Raw genomic sequence first — 21,649 nt, forward strand, 5'->3', positions numbered from 1 at the left:
TCAAAGATACGATACATCCTTGCGTATCAAATCATATTTTATTCTGGAGTAGGTGCTAAATCAATACCTTCTATATTACTTTCAATCTTATCACTACATTGAACTGTTGCGACTTGTTTTCTATTTATGAAAACGTTAATACCTGCTTCAATTGCATGACTTTCATTCATTCTATCAACGCCCCAAAAAACATTATAAACAGTATTTGCATTTGGTATATCTATTGAATAGGACATGAATGATCCCATACCATTCCACTGCGTAGTCGTTACTTGTTGACGAGGAACATTAATTACTAATTCAGGTTTTGTTTTAGGTTTTCCGAAAGAGTATTCAATAGTGGATTTATTATCGCAAACTTCAATTTGCTTTCCCTTCTTGGTCATACAATAAAAAATAGTATTGCTATTATTAGAGCATGAACCATAAAGTGACATTCCTAAGAGTGATAAAAATGCAAATAAACGTATAATGCGGTTCATTTTCATATCCTTATAATTATTTGCATTCCCATTCTTCAGCATACGCGAATGACTTAGATTCTAATAGTTTATCATCAAAAAACAATTGACCAACTAATACATCTGTTTTATTAACTTTAATTGTTTTAGATGTTTTAAATATAAATGGTTCAAAATCTCTAACTGAAGAACCTTGTTTTGTCAACTTTTCATTTAAAAATGTTGTAACTCCAGCTTGACCCTCGTTTACTTTACATGTTTTTTCAAGAATTTGCTTTTCTTTACAAGATTCATAAAAAATGTCGCCAACCTTAATACCATTAGGGACTGATTGAAACTTAACCGTTTGCTTATAATCTTCACCTTCAGATGAACATATTAATAAAATGTTATATAGATTTTTACTTTCTGCTATGACTTGCAATATTTGACATCCTGCTTCTGTACCAAATTCAATATCTTTGCTTCGGATAGTGAGAGGTAAAATTGTGTACTGAAGCTGACAAGTTGCTTGTTCCCCTGGATTGGTGTATTTGCCAATTAAACTTTTAGGGATCTCAACAGCACTTAAATTTATGTTTATCAATAGGAATAGTGTAATCCATTTATATATCATAGGATCCTCTTTTTTAGTTATATTAAAATATTATCGAAGGTGTGTTGCATCTATGTTGCAATTACCACTTGAATGGGCACTTGGATATAAAAAACCACATGAAATATTCTTTGCTAAAATAGTTCAATGGATTGATGACCTCGAAGCTACATTACAAAATTAATTATATTACATTTGAAGGCTGAATGGACGTTATGAAAATTTGTATTTTAAGGAGATTGTTTTAAAAAGTGGTGACCCCAACGAGATTCGAACTCGTATGGCCAGAATGAAAATCTGGAATCCTAACCATTAGATGATGGGGCCACATAAATGTGGTTGAAAAAGTGGTGTCCCGTGATGGATTCGAACCATCGACCCCTTCATTAAAAGTGAAATGCTCTACCAGCTGAGCTAACGGGACGTAAATAACAACAAACTGTTTCCAGATATGAGTTTGTGGACGGGAATTATAGCGGTTGTCACCTTTTTTGTCAATAGTAAGTGAGGAAATAGGATATTATATAGAACTTAATGAATCTAGGAGTGACGATATTGAAAACACTATTTTTAAGTTGTTTGGTAGTTTTGAGTCTTTGGGGGGGAACCATCCAAAATGATGAGCAGTTCAAAACGGCGGTTGCGTCTATGGGAAGTGCGGACAAATTGGTATTGATGATCTATACGACCGATGATTGTCCTGAATGTGCTTATATGAAGAGAAAAGTATTTCATGAGAAGACGGTGGAACGGTATCTGAGTCAAAATTTCGTGGTCATCGAGAAAAACATTCATAAAAGCAAACTTCCCGACGGATACGATTATTTCGGCATTCCAACGATGTTTTTTATCGATAAAGCGGGAAATAAAAAAGAGACGATCATCGGAAGTAAACGAGCGCAACCGTTTTTGAGTGAGTTACACCATATCCGAGGGATCAAATGAGAGGGTTGATGTTAGTTCTTTTGGTGGGAGTTTCTTTGAGTGCCTACGATGCGGAGCATCTGAAAAAAGCGTTGGAAGAGAAAGAGTGTATCGAGTGTGACCTGCGGGGGGCGAATCTGAGCAAGATCGACTTTAGCGGATCCGATTTTCACGGCAGTGATCTAAGCTATGCCGATTTACGCGGTAGTGTGTTTGAGATGGGAGATTTCAATGATGCCAATCTCAGCGGTGCCAAAGCCGAGGGGACTGTGTTTTGGAAAGCTTCATTGGAACGAAGTGACTTGCGCGGAATTCATGCTAAGGGGGCAAACTTTAAAGGGACACATCTGAAGCAAAGCAATTTGAGTAAAGCAGATATTCGCAATGCTAAAATATGGAAAGCCGATTTTACCGATGCAATTTTGAAAAAAACTGATTTGCAAGGTTCGGAGATTGGAGGATCGAAATTTATTCGTAATGATCTGCGCTTTACAAAGATGAAAAACACATTGTTGTGGGAAACTCATTTTAGTGATGTGATAATGAATCAAATACAATGTCAGCATGCAGTAAAAGAAGAGGCAATATTAGATGAAAATGTGACGTGCCGTTAGTTGTTTTAAGCTATCATTACCTTCTAAAATAAAGGATAACAATGTTTTTAGAGTATTTTTTCTCGTTTGGTCTTTTCTTTCTCACCGCATTGGCAGTTTTTGGTCTGTTTCTTTTTCTTTACGCAAAAGTTACTCCGTATGATGATTATCAAATGATATTCGGTGAAAACAATACCGCATCGGCTCTCGGTTTTGGGGGCGCGGTGTTAGGGCTTAGTATTCCGTTATACAGTGCATTGGTCCATTGTGTTTCGTATACCGATTTTGTGATGTGGGCAGGTGTTGCGATGTCTATACAGCTTATTTTCGCGTTTATTCTCACCCGTATGCGCGGTAAATTTTCGGTTGAGAAACATATCCGTAACGGTGATCTCTCCGTCGGTGCTTTTATGGCATTTATGTCGATTGCTATCGGTTTGATCAATGCCGGTTCGATGAGTTACTAAAGTCATGGATAGGATACTTTTTCTCCCCCTTATTTCTACTCGCTTTCAACCCAAAGGCTCTTACTAATGTCAAAAAGTGTCAAAGCAGCTTTGGCTGCTAATGGTATTATCGCTATAGCTAAAGGTCTTGCCGCATTTTTTACTGGATCAGCCTCAATGTTGGCGGAAGCGATCCACAGCAGCGCCGATTGTGGTAATCAGGCTCTCGTTTTGCTCGGACAAAAGCAGGCAGCACGAGGGAAAACGGAAGCTCATTCGTTTGGACAAGGAAAAGCGAACTTTTTTTGGTCGTTTGTTGTTGCGGTTGTCCTTTTCTCCCTTGGCGGAGTGTTCTCGGTTTATGAGGGGATTCACAAAATTATGGATCCCCAAGAGATTCAAAATCCATGGCTTATTGTGGGAATTATAATCCTTGCGGTAGTTCTTGAGGGTGGAGCACTAAAAGTTGCCCTCAAAGAGAGCGGAACAAAACTCAAAGATATTTTTAAAACGATTGAAAAAAGTTCCTCTTCCCATATTTTGGTTGTTTTGATCGAAGATTCGGGTGCATTGGTCGGACTTTTTATTTTAGCACTTGGGCTCATTTTTTCGCTGTATGTTCATCCTATTTTTGATGGGATAGCGGCTTTGATGATCGGAATTTTACTGTTATCGCTTTCGACGCTGTTGTTCGTTGAACTCAAAAAATTACTCGTCGGTGAAAGTTTGGATCGTGAGACAATCAAACAAATCAAGAACTTGCTCAAAGAAGAATCCAATGTTCTTGTCCATATCAATTCGGTACGGAGTATGTTTATCGGTTCTGAGGAAGTTTTATTGGTGATTTCGATGAATGTCAAAGACGATAAACTGGGATCTGAAATCGAGCAGGATATCAAAGAACTTAAACATAAAATCCAAAAGATGCTTCCTCACCATAGGCTTGATATTTATATTGATGTGTTTGAGTTTTGATTTATAAAGAATACTACTATTAAAAACGTGAAGCGATTCCAAAACCAATAAAATTAGATGAGTATCTTGTTAATCCGACACCAATATTAAAGTCCAGCTGAATATCGTTATTCAAAAGATAGGTCATTCCTCCATCTAGGACTCTAATATCATGTAAACTTCCTTCTGAAGGCATTACCGTATAGATTTCAATAAAACTTCCAATGATTTCGGTATGGTTAATAGAGGTACCGATAGCGAATTGGGTATCGTATACTCTGTTGTGATCGATTTGGGATGAACTTGCCAGCAGCGTACCAAATAATGTGTTGTTATCAGATATGGCGTAGTCCCAAAGAATACCTACTAAAGGATCCGTACTATCAGATGTTGAGGGAGTGGTTCCGGTTGGAAGAGAGAGGATTCCAAGTGCTGTAAAATTGTATTGTGCACTTTCATAAAGTTTGTATTTTCCTCCGATAGATAAATCGGCTTTAGAGGTTACATTAGGTTGTTCTTCTTTATCAACATTTAAACCATCCCAAAGTAGATCTAATTCAGCTTTTTCTGAAAGACCCGTGCGTAACACCATTAGTGGAAATGTATGTGATGATAATTTTGTATCATGGTTATTAAACGCATACTGATAACCAAGCTCTACATTAACAGTATTAGGCTTAAGTGTTTGGGTTCCTGTTGAAAAGCCGGGACGATCCGCAACAATAGGATGTTCGCTTCCAAAAGAGGTGATAGCGGGTATTAGCAAGAATACCAAACGGTATTGATTTTTCATATTTTTTTCTTTTTCATAATAAAATTATTAATCCAATTGTAGTCTAGAGCAGATTAAAAAAGTCTCCCAATTTTTTCTCTTACCAAGTCTCTCATGATTTTCTCACGCTGAATTCATAGAATACCATTTATAAATCTTTCTATTATGAGGCAAAATCATGAAACTTACCCCATTTATATCTCTAGCATTTCTTTCCATATCGCTCTATGGAGCTATGGGCTCATCAGTTAGTGTTCCAACACAAGAACATCTGAAATATACCTTTGGAAATCATAAAAATCATCCCGTCCAAAAAATGGAAGAACGTCAATGGTATCAATCGATAGCTCCAATGAAAGAGGAAGAAATTCGTGATCATCTCTCTTCTCAGAAGTATATTGTTCGTGATATAAAACTGCGTGATATTGCTTCGGAATTAGTGTATCAAATATACGTTACAGACACGAATGCAAAATTGTTATGCCTATATGTTGATCCTACTAATGGTTCGATTTTAAAAACGGAACCGCTCCAATGAAATATGGATGGGGATACATTTCCATTCTGATACCGTTTTTGGGATACGGGGTCAGTTTTAACGACCTCTCAGAACGTGCTTATTCTGTTTCAGAGAAAATGATTCAGTCCAATGGCCGCATTAATACTATAAGTTTTGAAAAAGCTTCCATTATGGCTTCTGAACCTATGAGTATCGAAACATCGTCGCGGAGAATCAAGGGGGATGATCCTATTAACAGTGGTACGGAATATGCGGTTATGGTGGATTATTCGCTTAAAAATCCATCACTTCGTTCGGCGCAGGAACATGAATTTGAATTGTTGAAAAAAGGGACAAAGGAAGAAATCGCCGCCCAAAAGGGACATATTCAAATCGGTTTAAAGCGAGATTGGCTTCAGTACGGGTTGGAACAAGAACGCAGTTCGATTCTTGTTCAAAAACGTGATTTTTCCTATAAAGCCTACCTTGCCGGAGAGAAAAAATTCAAAGCCGGACGGTTGTCGCAGATAGAATTGTTGCGTTTAGATAGTGAGTATCGCGCTACACTTCAAGAAGTATCATCTGCGCTAATGGAAGCTGAACACGCTCAATTCCGCCTGAGAGAAACGGTAATGATGAAGGATGAAGTCATTATCGACGATATGGAGTTCAGATTTATAGAATCTAGCGCTTTAGAGGATCGTCTCAAAGAGACTCCATTGTTGAAATCACTGGATAATCGCATTGAAGCATTGGATGGAGCAATCGCAATCGTGAGACATTCAACTGTTGAATCAGTATCTATCGGGGTCGGAATAACGCAAGAACCTACGCAGAATAGTGTCGATTTTCGTCTCACGATTCCCTTGGCGTTTAGCAGCAAAAATGAGAACAAAATCGCTGCATTGATGAGTGAACGGAGCGCTATAGTTCATTTACGGGAAGTAAGTAAGCAAAAGCTTCAACTCAGTGTCGCTGGATTGGTAGAGCACTTGGGCGAGCGTGAAGAGAGAATTAACGTATTGCGTGAAAATGAAAAACATTATGAGACTCTTTTTGCAATGGCACAAAAAGGGTATGACGGGGGCGTTATGGGGCAATTTGAATATCTTGCTTCCAAAAATGCTTACTATGATGCACGATTGCGCACACTCGAACTGAAACAAAGCTACATTCAAGAGATGGCTGAAATAGAAGAGAAAATAGGGAGAGTTTGGTAATGAAAAAAAGTTTATTGTTACTCATGATAGCAACGGCAGCAATGGCGCAGATCACGATCAGTGAAGCACAGATGAAAAAAATGGGTATTACGGTCGAACAAGTACGAATGATACAGTCGGAAGCGATGGGACCTTTTATTGGAACATTCGATTACAGTGATAAAGGGGCAAAAAATTATAGTTTAAGTTCTGAAGCTACTGTGTCTGAATTAATGAAACAAATGGGGGATAATGTCAAAAAAGGGGAAGTGATTTGTACGATAGCCTCATCTGAGTTACTTGCGAGCAGTTATGAGCTCAATGACCTTCGAAATCGTCTTAGATTAGCCCAAGAATATGCGCAAAAAGATCATACTCTCTACAAAGATGGAGTGATTTCATTACGAGAATCACAAAAGAGTAGTTTAGACGTGATGAGTTTAAAATCTAAAGTAGCTGAAATTGAGAATCGTTTTATCTTTTCAGGTGCAGATATTCGCCCAAAAAATGGAATGATGTTTACCATACGGGCACGTCAAAGTGGCATTTTGGCACACGCACCGCTCAAAGCGGGAGAAAAGGTTGAACCATTTGTCCCTTATCTGAAGATTGTCAGCGGCAATGCACTGAGTGCATATATTAAAATCCCCCCTAAAATGATTGGTAGTATCTATAAAGGGGCATTGGTAAGTGATAAGACAGGAGTAGAAGCAGGACGGATCACGGCGATATCCTCTTCTGTTGATGTCATGAATAATTCAGCTACTGCAATAGCTGTTTTAAATTCAAACAATCATTATCGGGCAGGAACATCAGGGGAATTTTATATCGCTTCTGTTCAAATGGATAAATGGATGTTATTGCCTCGATCTTCCGTTACAAAATACAAGAAAAATGATATCTGTTTCATTAAGACAGCAGGTGGTTTCAAGGCTCAACCAATTCAAATTCAAAAAATTTACAAAGAACACATAGCTGTCAAATCTGAGGGCTTAAATGCGACATCAATGGTTGCAAGCGACGGGATCATTACCCTCAAAGGTGCGTTAAGCGGATTGGGATTTGAATAATGCTTAATTCTATTATTGAATTTTCACTCAAACAACGTCTTATTGTTATTCTCCTCTCTTTAGCGTTATTTGGGTATGGCGTTTACTCTTTTTATAAAATACCGATTGATGCTTTTCCTGACATTTCATCGACACAGGTTAAAATTATTTTGAAAGCACCGGGAATGACACCGGAAGAGGTTGAAAACCGTGTGGTTAAGCCGCTGGAAGCAGAGCTTTTGGGACTTGAAAATCAAAAACTTCTCAAAAGTACTTCAAAATATGCTATTGCGGATATTACGATTGACTTTGTTGATGGTAGCGATATTTATCGTGCCCGAGCACAGGTCTCTGAAAAACTTGCATCACTTTTGCCGACACTACCTAAAGGAGTTAATGGGGGTATGGCACCTATTACTACCCCATTAGGCGAAGCTTTTATGTTTACAATTGAAGGGAATTTGAGTCAAAAAGAGAAACGTGAACTTCTTGATTTTGTTATTCGTCCGGTATTGCGAGGGGCAAAGGGTGTTGCCGATGTTAATGCGCTGGGCGGTGAAGCACGTGCTATCGTAGTGCAACCTGATTATACGGCAATGCGAAATTTGGGAATACCTCTGAGTATGTTGCAGGAGACATTGGAAAAAAATCTTAAAAATGACGGGGCGGGACGGGTAGATACAAATGAAGAGAGCTATTTGGTTAAAGTTCAAAGTGGTGTCAAAGATGCGAGTGAAATTGCCAATATCACGATCCATTCGCATAATGGACCGATTCGAGTAGGTGATTTTTGTGAAGTAAGAGATGATTCGAGAACACGCTTGGGATTTGTGACGAAAAATGGTGTGGGTGAAGCAACTGAAGGGCTTGTGCTAACACTTAAAGGGGCGAATGCTCAAGAGACTATTGCACAAATCAAAGAGAGACTTGATCAACTGAAACCAATGCTTCCAGCAGGTGTAAGTATTGTCCCTTTCTATGACCGAAGCAATTTGATTGAGAAGGCTGTCGGTACAGTTTCCAAAGCCTTGATTGAAGCTATTGTATTAGTCATTATTCTTTTAATGGTTTTTTTAGGCGATGTACGTGCGGCGATTGCAGTGAGTGTAATTTTACCGTTTTCAATTGCAATTGCTTTTTTACTAATGAAATATTTTGGATTAAGTGCCAACTTAATGAGTTTGGGAGGATTGGCTATAGCCATCGGTATGTTAGTCGATTCTGCTGTTGTCGTTGTTGAAAATTCCTTTGCAAAACTCAGCGAGAACGATACATCACTTCCGAAATTGCATCAGGTGTATCGTGCCACAAAAGAGGTAAGTACAGCAGTTTTCAGTGGTATTTTGATTATAGCGGTTGTATTTTTGCCGCTATTGACACTGGAAGGGCTAGAAGGAAAATTGTTTGCCCCGGTAGCAATGACTATCGTTTTTGCACTGTTTGGTTCACTTTTTCTATCTTTAACACTCATTCCGGTTGTTTGCTCTCTGATATTAAAAAATACTCCGCATAAAGAGACGTTTATAGGAAACTTTTTTACCCGTCTTTATGCACCAATGTTAGATTTTGCAATGAAACGTACAAAAGTGCTTTTTAGTGGAGCTATCGTATTTTTAATTGTGAGCTTTTCGTTGTTTGCTTTTGTGGGGAAAAGTTTTATGCCGACTTTGGATGAAGGTGATATTATTTTAGGAATTGAAACTCCTCCTTCCATTTCACTTGAAAAATCTAAAGAACTCAATCTTGCAATACAACGCACAATATTAGAAGATGTACCGGAGATTCAAACGATTGTTGCACGGACCGGATCCGATGAACTCGGACTTGACCCTATGGGGCTAAATCAAACGGACACGTTCATTACCTTAAAACCCGAAGAAGAGTGGGAAGCTAAAAATAAAGAGGAAATCAAAAGTAAAATTCAAGAATCACTTAAAAATTTTCCGGGGATCAGTTTCAGTTTTACTCAACCGATTGAAATGCGAATCTCTGAGATGTTAACAGGTTCACGAGGTGATTTGGCGGTCAAGATTTATGGAAGTGATATTGATAAGCTGAATGAGCTCAGTCAAAATATCGCTGATACTCTTAATGGAATCAATGGCTCATCCGAAGTATTTACGACACTTAATGAAGGGGTGAATTATCTTAGTGTAAAGCCGAATCGAACGGAATCTGCGAAAACAGGTGTTGATACTGCTGAGCTCGAACTCTTTTTGAAAACAGCCTTGGAAGGAGTTACGATTGATGAACTTTCGATCGAAAACACTCGAATCCCGGTATTGATGCGATTTGAGAGTGAAATTTCACAGGATATGGAACTTTTTAAATCTCTTGAAATTCCGCTGATTGAAGGTTTCTCAGTTCCTATTTCCAGTGTTGCCCAAATTGAAACCAATGAGGGAGCTTTGAAAGTAGATCGTGAAAACGGACAAAGATACAGTACGGTACGTGCTAATGTTGAGGGACGTGATTTGGTCGGATTTGTAGAAGAAGCCAAACAAAAAATCGATTCCAATGTCAAACTTCCTAAAGGATATAATATTGTGTATGGGGGACAGTTCGAAAATCAGCAGCGTGCAGCTGCTAAGCTAATGACGGTTGTCCCGATCAGCATAGGGGTTATTTTTCTAATTCTTTTCTTTACGTTCCGTTCAGTGAGTTCTACAGCTCTTATTTTGCTCAATATTCCGTTTGCAGTAACTGGAGGTATCATCTCATTGTACTTCAGCGGAGAGTATCTCTCTGTTCCGGCATCTGTCGGATTTATTGCACTCTTTGGAATTGCAGTACTCAACGGGGTTGTAATGGTCAGCTATTTCAATACCCTTTTGGGTAATGGTTATTCGATTGATGATGCAGTACAGGAGGGGGCACGTAGACGGCTTCGACCGGTTCTTATGACAGCCTTTATTGCTGCTTTAGGTCTTTTGCCGTTGCTGTTTGCCTCAGGAGTCGGGAGTGAAATACAAAAACCGCTGGCGATTGTTGTATTAGGAGGATTAGTGACATCTACTATTTTAACGCTTCTTATTTTGCCGCCTGCCTTTAAAATGATTTATAAAAGGGGAAAATAATGTATTTAAACGGAATGGATATTTACTTTGAAATCACGAATAAAGACACATTAGTTGATTTGTTATTAGAAGAAGGATATGATGATTTTTATTTTTTCCCTTGTAAACGCTACAGTGCCGGAGCCTTTTTAGTAAGTGCCGAAGAGCAAGTCAGTGCAAGACGAGATTTTGGGCTGTTTCGTCTTTTTTTACATGAAGCAGAAGCTGTAGTCCTTTCTGCCGCTATAAAAAGAGAATTAAAAGATAAAACTATCAAAATATTTATGAATGGGTTAAAAGAGCTATAAATGCGAATATTGATTGCAGACGATGAAAAAGAGCTCTTGGAGTTGTTAAGGTACTCTTTGCAAAACGAGGGGTGGCTTGTTGATGCTGTGAGTGAACTAAATGAGGTAAAGAGTCACCTTGACGCATTCACTTATGGGGTGATCATTTTGGATCGAACATTTCATGGTAAAGATAGTGTGAAAGAATTGATTCACTATGCCAAACAACAAAATCCATCACAGCCTATTCTGATTCTAAGTGCACTGGGAAGCGTCGATGATAAGGTGCAAGGATTAGAATTCGGGGCAGACGATTATCTCGAAAAACCGTTTGATGTCAAAGAACTAAGAGCGCGCATCATTGCTCTTTCACGTCGCTTTTCACCAAAAATTTTACATCTTCAGGGTTTTGACTTTGATCTTGTTCGTCAAAGTATTCAAAAAGAGGGAACCGAGATTGTTCTTTCCAAAAACGAGCATACCTTACTGTTTTATCTTCTAAACCATAATTCTGTCGCTTCGCGTGACGAAATCATGGATGCACTTTACGATAATCCTCAAAATGTTACTCCAAATGCTATTGATGAATTAGTAGGTCGTTTGCGTCGTAAGCTGCATCCATCGATAATTAAAACGATAAAAACGCGAGGTTATCTCATTGAAATTTAAGTGGGCAGAATCACTAAAGATCAAAATATCATTTGTCTTTTCAATGCTTATTGCTATCGCTTTCAGCCTCAATTGGATGGTAGCATCGGAGACAATTAGGGGAGAGAAGGTTGCTGATTTAGAAAAAGTACTTAAACACGTTTTGGTTGAGAGTACAGAGGAATATATTCACTTTCCTTTGACACCAAAAAGTGATTTGGCTTTTTTATATTCTATTCCACATACTGAGATGGTTTTAAAAGAATCAGAAGCAAGTCATCTTCAGTTTGTGATCACGAAAACCCCTTATTTTCGTCAGCAAACACAAATTGCAGTAGCACATCTTCTTTCTAATGGATATTACATTAATGCTATTAGTGATAGTGAAAAAGTTAATGTGTCTGTTCATAAATATGCCCACAAACTTCTCATACGCTATCTGTTTTCATTATTGGTTATTTTGCTGATCAGTATTTTTTTACTTGATTATTATATGAAGCCCTTATCAATTTTAGCGCAAAAAACACGAGAGTGGAACAGCAAAGAACCGTTTGATTTTTCCCTTGATAATCCGGGCACGGAAATTGCCGAAGTATCGAAAGGATTTAGCATGCTCATTCACCGTTTGGAGGTTTTTCGTAGTAAAGAGGCAGAATTATTTAAAGAAGCAGCGCATGAGTTAAAAACCCCGTTGGCTTTGATGCGTTCACGTCTTGATGTATATCAGAACAATGTGAAGTATGAAAAACAAAAATTTACGGATGATTTAGGACATGATCTACAACGGTTAACAGCTGAACTTAAAAATATACTATTTTTGGAAGGTTCTGATTTTGAAGAAGAAAGTATCGTTGATGTCGTTCAAACGGTCAAAAATCTGAAGACTAAAATGGGCATTTTGATTCAGCGTAAACAGTTAGTGTTGAAATTACCTAGGGAGAGCTTTTCGATTGTAGTCTCTGAAAAATTACTTTTAAAAGTCCTTAGTGCACTGCTTGAAAATGCGATTACCTATGCCAACGAGAATACCATTGTAGAGATTGGATCCGATCCAACCATGAAAAAAATATGGATAGGTAATAGTATTGGTGCTGAAAAATACTTATTCAGTTCCAAGATAGGGGAAAAAATTTTAAAAAGGTTGAGTCGAGAAATAGGATTTACGTATACTATTACACAGGACGAAGAGTATTTTCGAATCGAATTAGTATTTTAAAATAGATAATCGGCAATAATCCTCACATTGGTCTCATCATACGCTTTGTTTTTATACAGCGATGTACTCTCACTGTCATAGTTGATGGTGGCTAAACGAGTTCGTAAACGAAATTCTTTGTACAGCTGATAGGTCGCATCGATGTTGCACTCGTTCGAATCGGGTCGATAGGTGAGGACTCCGCCGTAGGCTTCCGCGCGAGCATTTTCACGCTCTCCGTCGATTTGCAGATCGGTGTAGGTGATAAAGGCTCCCCATCCCATCTTTCTCATACCGTCCCCCCGTACCTAGTAAGCTTTGATCGCCGATACGGGTGTATAGAGCGATCAGGCTCCACTCACCCTTCGTTCTAGAGTGAGGGCAGTTCGGTCGATCCGAAGTTCGCGGTCTCCATCGTACCAAAAAGCACTGAGTTGGCTGCTCACTTTGCCGTCTTTGAAGATATCCTCCAACTCTTGTGCGGAGGATGAGGTGCTTAGAGCAATGCATCCAATAAGTAGAATGATTTTAGTTACCATTTTAATGAATCGGCACGTACGCAAAGTGTTCATTTTGTTTATCGATGAGACCGATCGTAGAACTTGGGGTTAGTTTCACAAAATCGTAGAGGGTGTTCTTATCGATTTTTTTGCTCTTCATTCCTGATTCACACATGATGAACTCCACTTCGTAATTTTTTGTCATTGCGGTGAGCCGTTTGCCGAGTTGATCGTGGGCTTTGATGAGGATTGTATCATTTTTATAAGGAGAATTTTTCAGATCGTTGATAAAAAATTTATAGGCATCACCATGTATGACAACGGCGACATCGAGTTTTTCGAGGTTGTTCTCGTAATGGGTTTTGTTAAACGCGATACCGCTTAAAACTTTTTTTTCAATAGCTTCAATTTTTCCACTGGTGAGATCAAAAACCACTTTTTTAACCCCTTCTTCGGCAAATAGCATCCCACATAGTGCGAGCGTAAGGAATAATTTTTTCATTGATGAGCCTTTTCGTGAAATTAAAAAGGATTATAGATGAAGAGTGTAAAAATAACGAAAAAATCTCAATAAACTTAATCTTCAAATCGGTATAATCGACTCATGAATATCTGGTCATTTGATTTTGCGTGGGCATTTTTAGCGCTCCCTCCCATCCTCTATTGCCTGTACGCGTGCAAAATCATCCCCCAAAAGCGCTATTTTCCCCATCTGCAATTTTTCGGCAATCCTAGTAAATGGCGAAATCTTGAGTGGTTGCTCAAAGCGCTTGCCGTGACATTGATGGTGGGGGCGTTGGCGACTCCCGTCGTGGTCGATTTTTCCGATCCGCGCAATCGTAACGGGATCGACATCGTCCTAAGCCTCGATGCCAGCGGGTCGATGAATGCCTCGGGATTTGGTAGTGATGAGAGCCGTGCTACACGATTTGAGATCGTCCAAAAAATTGCAAGCGATTTCGTCATGAAACGGCGTGAAGATAACGTCGGGGTGGTGGTGTTTGGGGATTTTGCCTTTATCGCGACCCCCGTGACCTATGAGAAAGAGATTATAGCCGAGATGATTGGCTACCTCAGTCACGGTATGGCGGGGCAAAATACCGCTATCGGCGAGGGGGTAGCGCAGGCGGTGAGAGCGCTCAAAGATTCCAAAGCCAAATCCAAAGTGATTATCCTCCTCACCGACGGAGAGCATAACAGCGGTGCGATCTCCCCCAAAGAGGCGGTAGCGATGGCGCAAAAAGCTAAGATAAAACTCTACACCATCGGGATCGGTGAAAAGGGGGAGTTTGATAGCAAACTTTTAGCCCAAATGGCGCGTGATGGCGGGGGGGAGTATTTTAGCGCGACCAATGAAAAGGAACTCAAAGCGGTGTATGATCAGATCGATACGCTGGAGCGCTCCCGCATTAAAAGTGCCGAGCACACCTTTTTTGAACACTATTTTCAGTACGCGGTGGCAGGGGCATTGCTCATTGTCCTGTGGTTAGGTTGGAGAAGGAGGGTCAAAGGATGAGTTTGTTATCTCCGATGTGGCTATATGCTCTTATCCTCCTCCCCCTTTATCTCTGGGGGGCACGTTGCTATGGCTGGCATAAGCAATTTTGGCTTACGCTGAGTGTCTTCTTTTTGATCCTCTCCCTCACCCGTCCCGTAATACCAGAAAAACCGATCAGCGTCGAAGAATCGGGAAGCGATGTGATCTTAGCCGTCGATGTGTCGTATTCGATGAGGGCGACCGACGTTGCACCCACACGTCTGGATGCGGCGAAGCAGGTTTTGAAACAAATCGTTGCACGTGATCGAAAAGATCGCTTCGGGGTACTTGCCCATACGACGAGTGCGATTATCCTCTCCCCTCTGACTAAAGACACCGAACTTCTCGAACACCTCTTCGGCTCGCTCGATGAGTCGCAGATTATCACCAAAGGGACAGAGGTGATGAGTGCGTTGGAATTGGCGCGTAAAATGTCCCATGCACAGCACCCGTTGCTCGTCCTTTTTACCGACGGAGGAGATCAACTCTCGTATGAAAAAGAGTCTGCGTATGCCGAGGAAAAGGGTCTGAGGGTGTGTATCGTGATGCTTGCCACATCAGGTGGCAGCACTCTGCCTAGCGAAAACGGCTCGCTCAAAGATGAAGAGGGGCATATCGTCGTAAGTTCACGCAACGATGCGATTAATGCCGTCGCTGAACAAAGCGGGGGGAAAGTGATCGATGGCGCCGATGCGGACGCAGTGATCGAGTGGATCGAACGTGAACGGAGTGAAGATTTTGCAGGCGAATCTACAGTGACACGCTATGAAGAACTTTTTTATTTTCCTCTGGTGCTGGCGTTGATCGCATTTGTACTGGCGTATACGAGTGTAGGGGAGAGGGTGAGTAAAGTTCTTATCCCTTTGCTCGCACTGGTAGGTATGAGTGCCCATGCGGGAGTACTCGATTATCCCTATCAAACCTTAGGAAAATATGAGTATTCTCATGGAAATTATGAACGTTCGGCTCAGTGGTATTATCATATCGATTCCCCACAGGGGAAGTTTAATCGTGCGGCTTCTCTTTACAAAGGGGGAAAATATGCCGAAGCACTGGCGGTGTATCGCCAGGTCCGATCCAATGATCCGATCTTCAAATCCAAAATCTTTTACAATATGGGTAACGCTCATATCCGCCTCAGCGAGTTTGAAAACGCTCGTCAAGCACTGCTCAAATCGCTAACACTGCGCTATAGCCGCCAAGCCGATCAGAATCTAAAAGCGATTGCCATAGCGCAAGAGCAAAAATCGCTCAATGTCCGTAAAGAGAAAAAAGATCAATTCACCTCGGATGAGAACAAACCCACGGGTGAGGGGAAAAAAACCAAAGAGGGGGGAGCATCGAATATGCAAAGCGATATAGCCTCCTCCGGTGCGGGAGATGCAGGGAAAAAGGCGCAAGCAGATCCCCGTTTTTCTACGTCGCAGGGCAAAGCCGCTCTTAGTTCCAAACAGTATGAATTGATCAATCAAAGGAGTGTCCATGAAACGAAGCCTTGGTAGGCTAGTCGCGCTGATGATTCTCAGTGTGTCCGGATGGGGGGCAACCTATCAGTGGAAGGTGCTCGAAGCGCCGCAAAGTCTCTACGTCCAGCAAAGCGGTGTGGTGCGGTATGAGTGTACCTTTTCAACCAATGCGGCGGACTATACGATTGCGTTTCAACCGAGCGGAAATGAACGCTATAAAGCCTCTATCTTAACCCAGCGTGATCGGATCGTGGAGGGGAAACGGGTACAGACCTTTGATGTACTGATCACCCCGACCCAAGAGGGGAGCGTTGAGGTTGCATTGGATGCGCTGATGCGTCATACGACGTTTGCATCGATCGAGAATGCCTCCATCGGTCGCGATAACGTCAAAAAATACGATTTCGATGATGAGAGTGCCCATCTGCCCAAAGTTCTGATTGCCGCACAAGCCAACGCAGCGGCACTCAGCGGAGAGCTATCTTTGGAAGTGAGAGTCGATAAACGAAGTGTGGTGGCTCACGAACCGGTTCATCTGAGCCTCTATATCCGTGGACGCGGGAATCTCGATCAATACATCCCGTATGAGCTAAACATCAGCGGCGTCAATGTGTTCGCCGAAGAGCCGACACGTGACATTACCCTCGATACGGCTGGATTTTCGGGGGAGATACGTCAGGAATTCGCCCTCGTGAGTGAACAAAGTTTTGTGATTCCGAAAATCTCTATCGAGGTGTTTGATACCCAAAGCCAAAAGATCAAACGGCTCTATAGTGAGGCGGTAGCGATCGAAGTGGCACAAGGATTCGAGCGCACCAACCTCCTCGATCCTCCCGCTTTGCGTGATTGGAGTTCTTTGGCTCGTTTTGCTCTCTATGGATCACTGGTGCTTGCAGGGGTCGTGTTGGGTGAAGTTGCACGAAGAGTGTGGAAGATGCGACCTCGCAGAAAACGAAAGCAGTTTTACGATGATGCCAAAACCTCCAAAGAACTTGTGATGCTTCTCGCTCTCTCAGGGGAGAGGGTGTACGAGCCGATTATCGCCGAACTCGAAGCGGGAACACTGGATTTGCGTGAAGCGAAGAAAAGGTTAGACGCTTATCCCGCGCGCTCAAGCGTGTAAAGAGATCGGACACTCTCTTCTATCTCTTTTTCATGATCGGTAGGAGCGGTACTGTTGCTTTTGGAGATAAAATAGAGATATTCAGGGGCAATATCAGCTCCGTTACTCCAACTGATCGTACCGCAATCAATAAAAAAAGATTGAAAAAACTCTAAATTATGCAACGGTTCAAATATCTCTCCCTCTAATTCACTACTCAAATCCACCAATCGCTCAATGGTTTGATTAAATACGAGTTTGATTCTGTAATCACCTGCATAGTGTGCGTCAGTCACTTCTAAAATCATTTTTGTCTCCTATTTTAGAGGTTCGATTGTTTTGGGTAGTTTTTTAAACCCTTTTTTAAACGATGCCGTCCGAAAAATATCGTATTTCACGAGAGTAAATCTCGTTTTAACGCTTCCATAGAGGTGAATTTTTCACCCTTGCGCTCTTCGAGTTCTTGGAGGGCTATTTTCATCCGCTCGCTTGGAACTTTGAGTTCAAAAGGGATGGAGTGGGTGAGGGCAACTTGTTTACAAAAGAGGTTGATACCGTCGCTCAGACTCATGCCGTATTGTTTCAACACAGCGGTAGCAATCTCTTTTGCATCGTTGTCGATTCGGATGCTGGTACTGGTACGCATGGCAAACTCCTTTTTTATTATTGTACCACAAATGGGGTGCAAAATAGAATTTCGATGAATTAAGGGCATAAAAGATACCATTAAAACACATATAAATTTTGCCGTTCGCCCTGAGCTAGTCGAAGGGTAAAACGGACGGTTTGTCATCCTCGGGCTTGACCAGGGGATCCATCCCAAAAAAAGAAAAACAAAATTAGGAATTTGGATGAAATTAGTCTATTTATGGGTTGAAGTTGTGCAAAAATCATTAAGGAAAAATGATGAATAGAGAAGAAGCAGAATTAAAATTAAAACAAATTTTTGGATTCGATCATTTTTTTGATGATCAATGGAAAACTATTGATAGAATATTACAAAAAAAGAGAGTGTTACTAATAGAAAAAACGGGATTTGGAAAGTCTTTAACTTTTCAATTTCCAGCCACTCAATTTGATGGTTTAACAATAATTTTCTCCCCTTTAATCGCTTTGATGAGAGACCAAATAAAATCTCTCAATGAAAAAGGTATTAAAGTCGGGTTAATTAATAGTGGCGAAACTGATGATGAAAACAACCTTACAATTCAAAAAGCCATTAATAATGAACTGAAAATTTTATATATTGCTCCTGAACGACAAGAAAATAGTATATGGCAAGAATCGGTATCAAAAATGAATGTATCGTTTGTTGTAGTTGATGAAGCTCACTGTATATCCTCTTGGGGACATGATTTTAGACCAGCGTTCAGAAGAATTATTAACTTAATGCAGATACTACCCGCAAATATACCAGTCCTTGCTACTACTGCTACCGCAACAATAACTGTAGCACAAGATATAAAAAATCAAATTGGTGGAGATATTGAACTCATTCGTGGTGATTTACTTCGTGAAAATTTAAAACTTAATGTCATTCATGTAAATAGTGAGGAAGAGAAGATGGCTTGGATTTCAAACTATCTTGAAAGAATTGATGGTAATGGTATTGTTTATACAGGAACGAGAAGTAATGCAGAAATTTTTTCGAAATGGTGTGAAAGTGAAAATTTAAATACAATTTACTATCATGGAGGATTAGATAGTAATAGTAGAAAATCGGTTGAAAAAGAGTGGATGAATAATAAGTTTAAAGCTGTCATATCTACAAATGCTTTAGGCATGGGCATAGACAAATCAGATATACGGTTTATTATTCATACGCAAATAACACAATCACCAATCCATTATTATCAAGAGATTGGAAGAGCAGGACGAGATGGAAAAACTGCTGAAATATTTTTACTTTTTAACCCTAATGATACAGAGCTACCATTAAGTTTTATTAATGGGGCAAGACCATCTTTTGAAAAATATGGAAAAGTTATAAATGCTTTAAAACAAGAGTCATTAGGCGAAAAAAATGTTGAAAAGAAAACTAATTTAACAAAGAAGCAAGTAACAACTATTTTAGCAGATTTAATCGATCAAAAAATTATTATAAAAAATAAAAATAAAAAATATGAATATCTATATAATGCACCACAGCTTGATTTTAGCTCATTTGAAGTTTTAAGAAATCATAGATTGGAAGAATTTAATAAAATGCTTGAATATATTGATACTGATCAATGCAAAATGCTTTATTTGTGCAACTACTTAGGAGATACTAACTTCGATAATTGTGAAATTTGTGATAGTTGTTTACATAATAAAAATCAATTTTCAATGAGCGAAAATGATAATGAAAAAATTAAACGATTTCAAGAAAATTATTTTCCAGTTTTAGATGTTTCAATTAAAAAAACAAAATTAAAAGAGAAATATATTATTAAATATGTTAAAGATAAAGAATATGATGTATCTTTAAATAATCAATTGTTATCAGACAGTGAATATGTTAGATTGAGTTTAGTTGATAAAAAAATATTTGATGAATTAATGCTAGAAGCTTATAGTGAACTAAGGCTTATTAATGGTGTAGCTTCATCATATTATGGTTTCTCAAATGTTGGAGTAATAATCCATAAATGTAAATATGAGAATGGTGGTGATTACCCTATAATATTATTACAACAAACTTTAAGAGCCTTTGGAAAAACTTTTAAAGAGCAAAAATTTGATTTAATTATGTTTGTTCCTCCCACAAAATCAGGAAAACTTGTAGAAAATTTTGCAAATAAAATAGCTTCTACTTTAAAACTTCCTATTGCATCACTTATAAAAATTAAAGAGACTAAAGAGCAAAAAATATTTCAAAATGGAGCATTAAAAACGGAAAATATAAAAGATGCTTTTTGGACAGATACTGATGTCAATGGATTATCGATTTTACTTATAGATGATATTTTTGATAGTGGTGCGACAATGAAAGAAATTGGTAAAATGCTTACAAAAAAAGGTGCAAGGGTTATTGCACCTCTAGTTATAGCAAAAACTGTAGGAGGAGATATTGAAAACTGATTTAGTTTACTGGATATTATTTGCCCACTTGCCGAGATGGACAACATTAAAAATAAATAAGTTACTTGTTGATATTTTACATCATCAAAAAATGACATTTGAAATGTTTTTTGACCTTTCATATGATGAATGGAGTAAAACATTCAATCTTGATGCTAAAGAGATAGGTGATTTACAACAAGCACGTAAAGAGTTAGCTAATTATGCTTTTTTACTCGAAGATATGTTAAGTCAAGGATATGAACTTATTCCGTTTAATTCAAGTGAATATCCAAAGATTTTAAAAGATAATCTGAAATTAAAATTTTCTCCTCCACTCCTTTACATCAAAGGGAATAAAAACCTTTTTAATGAGGATACAATCGCAATTGTTGGTTCAAGAAGTGCTGATAATATCTCTTTAGAGTTTACAAAAAATATTGCAATCAATGCTACTAAAAAATATCAATGTGTTGTGAGTGGTGGAGCAAAAGGGGTTGATGAGGCAGCACTGGAAAAGAGTGTAAATGCAAATGGTCATAGTATATTGGTTTTACCTCAAGGCATTTTAACAGCATCCTCGTTTATGAAGAAATATTATAAAAGTATTGTGGATGGAAATTTATTGATAGTAAGTGCTTTTTTCCCAAAAGCTGGATGGAGTACCGGTCTTGCTATGGGAAGAAATAAATATATATATGGATTATCAAAAGAGATATATGTTGCTCAATCTGATACTAAGGGTGGTACTTGGTCTGGTGTTTTGGAAGGATTAAAAGCAGAGAGAACGATATATATTAGAAAGCCTCAAGAAAGTGAAAATAATGCAAATGATTTATTGATTTTAAAAGGTGGGAAAGCCGTTGACATCAAGGGCAATCCAATAGAAATAGATCAAAGTAATGAAATATCACTTGATGATAAAATAAAAAAAGCCATTAAAGATGTAGCTCTGACAGCGGCAGAAATTAAGGAAAAAATAAATTATGATATTGATAGCAGAAAATTTTCATTATATTTAAGTAATTTGCCTTTTATAAAAAAAGAGAAAAAAGGAAATCTTAATGTATTTTTTTACAAACATGAAACAAAACAATTGAGTCTATTTTAAAAACATTAAGCGTGAGGCATTTTACGTAAAAGCTTTAATATGATCAACTAAATTATCTAATGATTAGCAAGCTTTTTTATACAAACTCATCAGCGAAGAGTTGGGTTTGATATAGGAGAGGAAGATATAAAATGCCGAAGATGGATCCCGTATCCAGTACGGGATGACGAGATAAGTCGCTACACAAATAGAAACCTAAAAAGAAACAAGGTA

General features: G+C 39.0%; 24 protein-coding genes and 2 tRNA genes. 16 read left to right on the plus strand and 10 right to left on the minus strand.

Features of this window, described 5'->3' with window-relative positions; translation table 11 throughout:
• Positions 1-38 precede the first annotated feature (38 nt).
• The 4 genes from JZU62_RS04630 to JZU62_RS04645 form a co-directional block, all read right to left on the minus strand.
• Positions 39-482 carry a hypothetical protein gene (locus tag JZU62_RS04630; protein ID WP_295012375.1) on the minus strand — a complete coding sequence of 148 codons (444 nt, stop codon included), beginning with the start codon at positions 480-482 and terminating at the stop codon, positions 39-41.
• Positions 483-498: 16 nt separating this feature from the next.
• Positions 499-1,077 carry a hypothetical protein gene (locus JZU62_RS04635; RefSeq protein ID WP_295012377.1) on the minus strand — a complete coding sequence of 193 codons (579 nt, stop codon included), beginning with the start codon at positions 1,075-1,077 and terminating at the stop codon, positions 499-501.
• A gap of 231 nt (positions 1,078-1,308) precedes the next feature.
• Positions 1,309-1,383, minus strand: a tRNA-Glu gene (locus JZU62_RS04640).
• Positions 1,384-1,404: 21 nt separating this feature from the next.
• Positions 1,405-1,480, minus strand: a tRNA-Lys gene (locus JZU62_RS04645).
• A 122-nt stretch (positions 1,481-1,602) separates the two neighbouring features.
• On the opposite strand from JZU62_RS04645, the gene JZU62_RS04650 reads away from it, so the two are divergent.
• The 4 genes from JZU62_RS04650 to JZU62_RS04665 all read left to right on the plus strand — a co-directional run bounded on the left by JZU62_RS04650 (position 1,603) and on the right by JZU62_RS04665 (position 3,994).
• Positions 1,603-2,001, plus strand: a complete 399-nt coding sequence (locus JZU62_RS04650; protein ID WP_295012418.1) for a thioredoxin family protein — start codon at positions 1,603-1,605, stop codon at positions 1,999-2,001.
• An 8-nt stretch (positions 2,002-2,009) separates the two neighbouring features.
• On the plus strand, positions 2,010-2,594 hold the full coding sequence (locus JZU62_RS04655) for a pentapeptide repeat-containing protein (RefSeq protein WP_295012420.1): 585 nt from the start codon (positions 2,010-2,012) through the stop codon (positions 2,592-2,594).
• A 41-nt stretch (positions 2,595-2,635) separates the two neighbouring features.
• On the plus strand, positions 2,636-3,040 hold the full coding sequence (locus JZU62_RS04660) for a DUF350 domain-containing protein (RefSeq protein ID WP_295012379.1): 405 nt from the start codon (positions 2,636-2,638) through the stop codon (positions 3,038-3,040).
• A gap of 66 nt (positions 3,041-3,106) precedes the next feature.
• Positions 3,107-3,994, plus strand: a complete 888-nt coding sequence (locus tag JZU62_RS04665; protein WP_295012381.1) for a cation diffusion facilitator family transporter — start codon at positions 3,107-3,109, stop codon at positions 3,992-3,994.
• Between the two features lie 19 nt (positions 3,995-4,013).
• Here the strand turns inward: JZU62_RS04665 and JZU62_RS04670 are convergent, their stop codons facing one another.
• Complete coding sequence (locus JZU62_RS04670) at positions 4,014-4,766, minus strand: transporter (RefSeq protein WP_295012383.1); 753 nt, start codon at positions 4,764-4,766, stop codon at positions 4,014-4,016.
• A 157-nt stretch (positions 4,767-4,923) separates the two neighbouring features.
• On the opposite strand from JZU62_RS04670, the gene JZU62_RS04675 reads away from it, so the two are divergent.
• The 7 genes from JZU62_RS04675 to JZU62_RS04705 are packed head-to-tail and all read left to right on the plus strand — an operon-like array spanning position 4,924 to position 12,699.
• Positions 4,924-5,283, plus strand: coding sequence for a hypothetical protein (locus JZU62_RS04675; protein WP_295012385.1), 360 nt, complete (start codon positions 4,924-4,926; stop codon positions 5,281-5,283).
• On the plus strand, positions 5,280-6,464 hold the full coding sequence (locus JZU62_RS04680; protein ID WP_295012387.1) for a TolC family protein: 1,185 nt from the start codon (positions 5,280-5,282) through the stop codon (positions 6,462-6,464). Before JZU62_RS04675 ends, JZU62_RS04680 begins: the two co-directional genes overlap by 4 nt.
• Positions 6,464-7,513 carry an efflux RND transporter periplasmic adaptor subunit gene (locus tag JZU62_RS04685; protein ID WP_295012389.1) on the plus strand — a complete coding sequence of 350 codons (1,050 nt, stop codon included), beginning with the start codon at positions 6,464-6,466 and terminating at the stop codon, positions 7,511-7,513. The genes JZU62_RS04680 and JZU62_RS04685 overlap by 1 nt, the downstream gene beginning before the upstream one ends.
• The gene (locus tag JZU62_RS04690; protein WP_295012391.1) at positions 7,513-10,569 is read left to right on the plus strand and encodes an efflux RND transporter permease subunit; all 3,057 of its coding nucleotides are present in this window, start codon (positions 7,513-7,515) and stop codon (positions 10,567-10,569) included. The genes JZU62_RS04685 and JZU62_RS04690 overlap by 1 nt, the downstream gene beginning before the upstream one ends.
• Positions 10,569-10,856, plus strand: a complete 288-nt coding sequence (locus tag JZU62_RS04695; RefSeq protein ID WP_295012393.1) for a DUF3240 family protein — start codon at positions 10,569-10,571, stop codon at positions 10,854-10,856. The genes JZU62_RS04690 and JZU62_RS04695 overlap by 1 nt, the downstream gene beginning before the upstream one ends.
• Positions 10,857-11,504 carry a response regulator transcription factor gene (locus JZU62_RS04700; protein WP_295012395.1) on the plus strand — a complete coding sequence of 216 codons (648 nt, stop codon included), beginning with the start codon at positions 10,857-10,859 and terminating at the stop codon, positions 11,502-11,504.
• Positions 11,494-12,699 carry a hypothetical protein gene (locus JZU62_RS04705; RefSeq protein ID WP_295012397.1) on the plus strand — a complete coding sequence of 402 codons (1,206 nt, stop codon included), beginning with the start codon at positions 11,494-11,496 and terminating at the stop codon, positions 12,697-12,699. The genes JZU62_RS04700 and JZU62_RS04705 overlap by 11 nt, the downstream gene beginning before the upstream one ends.
• Here JZU62_RS04705 and JZU62_RS04710 read toward each other — a convergent pair.
• The 3 genes from JZU62_RS04710 to JZU62_RS04720 are packed head-to-tail and all read right to left on the minus strand — an operon-like array spanning position 12,696 to position 13,680.
• A complete protein-coding gene (locus tag JZU62_RS04710; RefSeq protein WP_295012399.1) occupies positions 12,696-12,971 on the minus strand; it encodes a hypothetical protein in 276 nt (91 codons plus the stop codon). The two genes, JZU62_RS04705 and JZU62_RS04710, sit on opposite strands and share 4 nt — an antisense overlap.
• A gap of 54 nt (positions 12,972-13,025) precedes the next feature.
• Entirely contained in the window at positions 13,026-13,217 is a 192-nt protein-coding gene (locus tag JZU62_RS04715) for a hypothetical protein (protein ID WP_295012401.1), read from the minus strand.
• Between the two features lies 1 nt (position 13,218).
• Positions 13,219-13,680 carry a DsrE family protein gene (locus tag JZU62_RS04720; protein WP_295012403.1) on the minus strand — a complete coding sequence of 154 codons (462 nt, stop codon included), beginning with the start codon at positions 13,678-13,680 and terminating at the stop codon, positions 13,219-13,221.
• Between the two features lie 102 nt (positions 13,681-13,782).
• Between JZU62_RS04720 and JZU62_RS04725 the strand changes: the two genes are divergently transcribed.
• The 3 genes from JZU62_RS04725 to JZU62_RS04735 are packed head-to-tail and all read left to right on the plus strand — an operon-like array spanning position 13,783 to position 17,304.
• The gene (locus JZU62_RS04725; RefSeq protein WP_295012405.1) at positions 13,783-14,694 is read left to right on the plus strand and encodes a VWA domain-containing protein; all 912 of its coding nucleotides are present in this window, start codon (positions 13,783-13,785) and stop codon (positions 14,692-14,694) included.
• Entirely contained in the window at positions 14,691-16,217 is a 1,527-nt protein-coding gene (locus JZU62_RS04730) for a VWA domain-containing protein (protein WP_295012407.1), read from the plus strand. The genes JZU62_RS04725 and JZU62_RS04730 overlap by 4 nt, the downstream gene beginning before the upstream one ends.
• The gene (locus JZU62_RS04735; protein WP_295012409.1) at positions 16,198-17,304 is read left to right on the plus strand and encodes a hypothetical protein; all 1,107 of its coding nucleotides are present in this window, start codon (positions 16,198-16,200) and stop codon (positions 17,302-17,304) included. The genes JZU62_RS04730 and JZU62_RS04735 overlap by 20 nt, the downstream gene beginning before the upstream one ends.
• On the opposite strand, the gene JZU62_RS04740 is transcribed toward JZU62_RS04735, so the two are convergent.
• Together JZU62_RS04740 and JZU62_RS04745 are read right to left on the minus strand one after the other, a co-directional pair.
• Positions 17,280-17,591: a DUF2442 domain-containing protein gene (locus JZU62_RS04740; protein ID WP_295012411.1), complete on the minus strand. Its 312-nt coding sequence runs from the start codon at positions 17,589-17,591 to the stop codon at positions 17,280-17,282. The genes JZU62_RS04735 and JZU62_RS04740 overlap by 25 nt on opposite strands.
• A gap of 86 nt (positions 17,592-17,677) precedes the next feature.
• Positions 17,678-17,929, minus strand: a complete 252-nt coding sequence (locus JZU62_RS04745; RefSeq protein ID WP_295012412.1) for a type II toxin-antitoxin system RelB/DinJ family antitoxin — start codon at positions 17,927-17,929, stop codon at positions 17,678-17,680.
• A gap of 260 nt (positions 17,930-18,189) precedes the next feature.
• Here JZU62_RS04745 and JZU62_RS04750 point away from each other — a divergent pair, with 260 nt between their 5' ends.
• Positions 18,190-20,346 carry a RecQ family ATP-dependent DNA helicase gene (locus JZU62_RS04750; protein WP_295012413.1) on the plus strand — a complete coding sequence of 719 codons (2,157 nt, stop codon included), beginning with the start codon at positions 18,190-18,192 and terminating at the stop codon, positions 20,344-20,346.
• A complete protein-coding gene (locus JZU62_RS04755) occupies positions 20,336-21,436 on the plus strand; it encodes a DNA-processing protein DprA (RefSeq protein WP_295012416.1) in 1,101 nt (366 codons plus the stop codon). Before JZU62_RS04750 ends, JZU62_RS04755 begins: the two co-directional genes overlap by 11 nt.
• The last annotated feature ends 213 nt before the right edge of the window (positions 21,437-21,649 follow it).

Origin of the sequence: Sulfuricurvum sp. (genome assembly GCF_019163035.1) — a bacterium.
Taxonomy (GTDB): domain Bacteria; phylum Campylobacterota; class Campylobacteria; order Campylobacterales; family Sulfurimonadaceae; genus Sulfuricurvum.

Excerpts from the sequence above, each read along its gene's own strand:
- JZU62_RS04630 (WP_295012375.1), bottom strand. The coding sequence starts at position 482 with ATGAACCGCATTATACGTTTATTTGCATTTTTATCACTCTTAGGAATG.
- JZU62_RS04680 (WP_295012387.1), top strand. The coding sequence starts at position 5,280 with ATGAAATATGGATGGGGATACATTTCCATTCTGATACCGTTTTTGGGA.
- JZU62_RS04730 (WP_295012407.1), top strand. The coding sequence starts at position 14,691 with ATGAGTTTGTTATCTCCGATGTGGCTATATGCTCTTATCCTCCTCCCC.
- JZU62_RS04690 (WP_295012391.1), top strand. The coding sequence starts at position 7,513 with ATGCTTAATTCTATTATTGAATTTTCACTCAAACAACGTCTTATTGTT.
- JZU62_RS04685 (WP_295012389.1), top strand. The coding sequence starts at position 6,464 with ATGAAAAAAAGTTTATTGTTACTCATGATAGCAACGGCAGCAATGGCG.
- JZU62_RS04740 (WP_295012411.1), bottom strand. The coding sequence starts at position 17,591 with ATGATTTTAGAAGTGACTGACGCACACTATGCAGGTGATTACAGAATC.
- JZU62_RS04750 (WP_295012413.1), top strand. The coding sequence starts at position 18,190 with ATGAATAGAGAAGAAGCAGAATTAAAATTAAAACAAATTTTTGGATTC.
- JZU62_RS04735 (WP_295012409.1), top strand. The coding sequence starts at position 16,198 with ATGAAACGAAGCCTTGGTAGGCTAGTCGCGCTGATGATTCTCAGTGTG.
- JZU62_RS04675 (WP_295012385.1), top strand. The coding sequence starts at position 4,924 with ATGAAACTTACCCCATTTATATCTCTAGCATTTCTTTCCATATCGCTC.
- JZU62_RS04665 (WP_295012381.1), top strand. The coding sequence starts at position 3,107 with ATGTCAAAAAGTGTCAAAGCAGCTTTGGCTGCTAATGGTATTATCGCT.
- JZU62_RS04725 (WP_295012405.1), top strand. The coding sequence starts at position 13,783 with ATGAATATCTGGTCATTTGATTTTGCGTGGGCATTTTTAGCGCTCCCT.
- JZU62_RS04720 (WP_295012403.1), bottom strand. The coding sequence starts at position 13,680 with ATGAAAAAATTATTCCTTACGCTCGCACTATGTGGGATGCTATTTGCC.
- JZU62_RS04660 (WP_295012379.1), top strand. The coding sequence starts at position 2,636 with ATGTTTTTAGAGTATTTTTTCTCGTTTGGTCTTTTCTTTCTCACCGCA.
- JZU62_RS04710 (WP_295012399.1), bottom strand. The coding sequence starts at position 12,971 with ATGAGAAAGATGGGATGGGGAGCCTTTATCACCTACACCGATCTGCAA.
- JZU62_RS04670 (WP_295012383.1), bottom strand. The coding sequence starts at position 4,766 with ATGAAAAATCAATACCGTTTGGTATTCTTGCTAATACCCGCTATCACC.
- JZU62_RS04745 (WP_295012412.1), bottom strand. The coding sequence starts at position 17,929 with ATGCGTACCAGTACCAGCATCCGAATCGACAACGATGCAAAAGAGATT.
- JZU62_RS04700 (WP_295012395.1), top strand. The coding sequence starts at position 10,857 with ATGCGAATATTGATTGCAGACGATGAAAAAGAGCTCTTGGAGTTGTTA.
- JZU62_RS04715 (WP_295012401.1), bottom strand. The coding sequence starts at position 13,217 with ATGGTAACTAAAATCATTCTACTTATTGGATGCATTGCTCTAAGCACC.
- JZU62_RS04655 (WP_295012420.1), top strand. The coding sequence starts at position 2,010 with ATGTTAGTTCTTTTGGTGGGAGTTTCTTTGAGTGCCTACGATGCGGAG.
- JZU62_RS04635 (WP_295012377.1), bottom strand. The coding sequence starts at position 1,077 with ATGATATATAAATGGATTACACTATTCCTATTGATAAACATAAATTTA.
- JZU62_RS04695 (WP_295012393.1), top strand. The coding sequence starts at position 10,569 with ATGTATTTAAACGGAATGGATATTTACTTTGAAATCACGAATAAAGAC.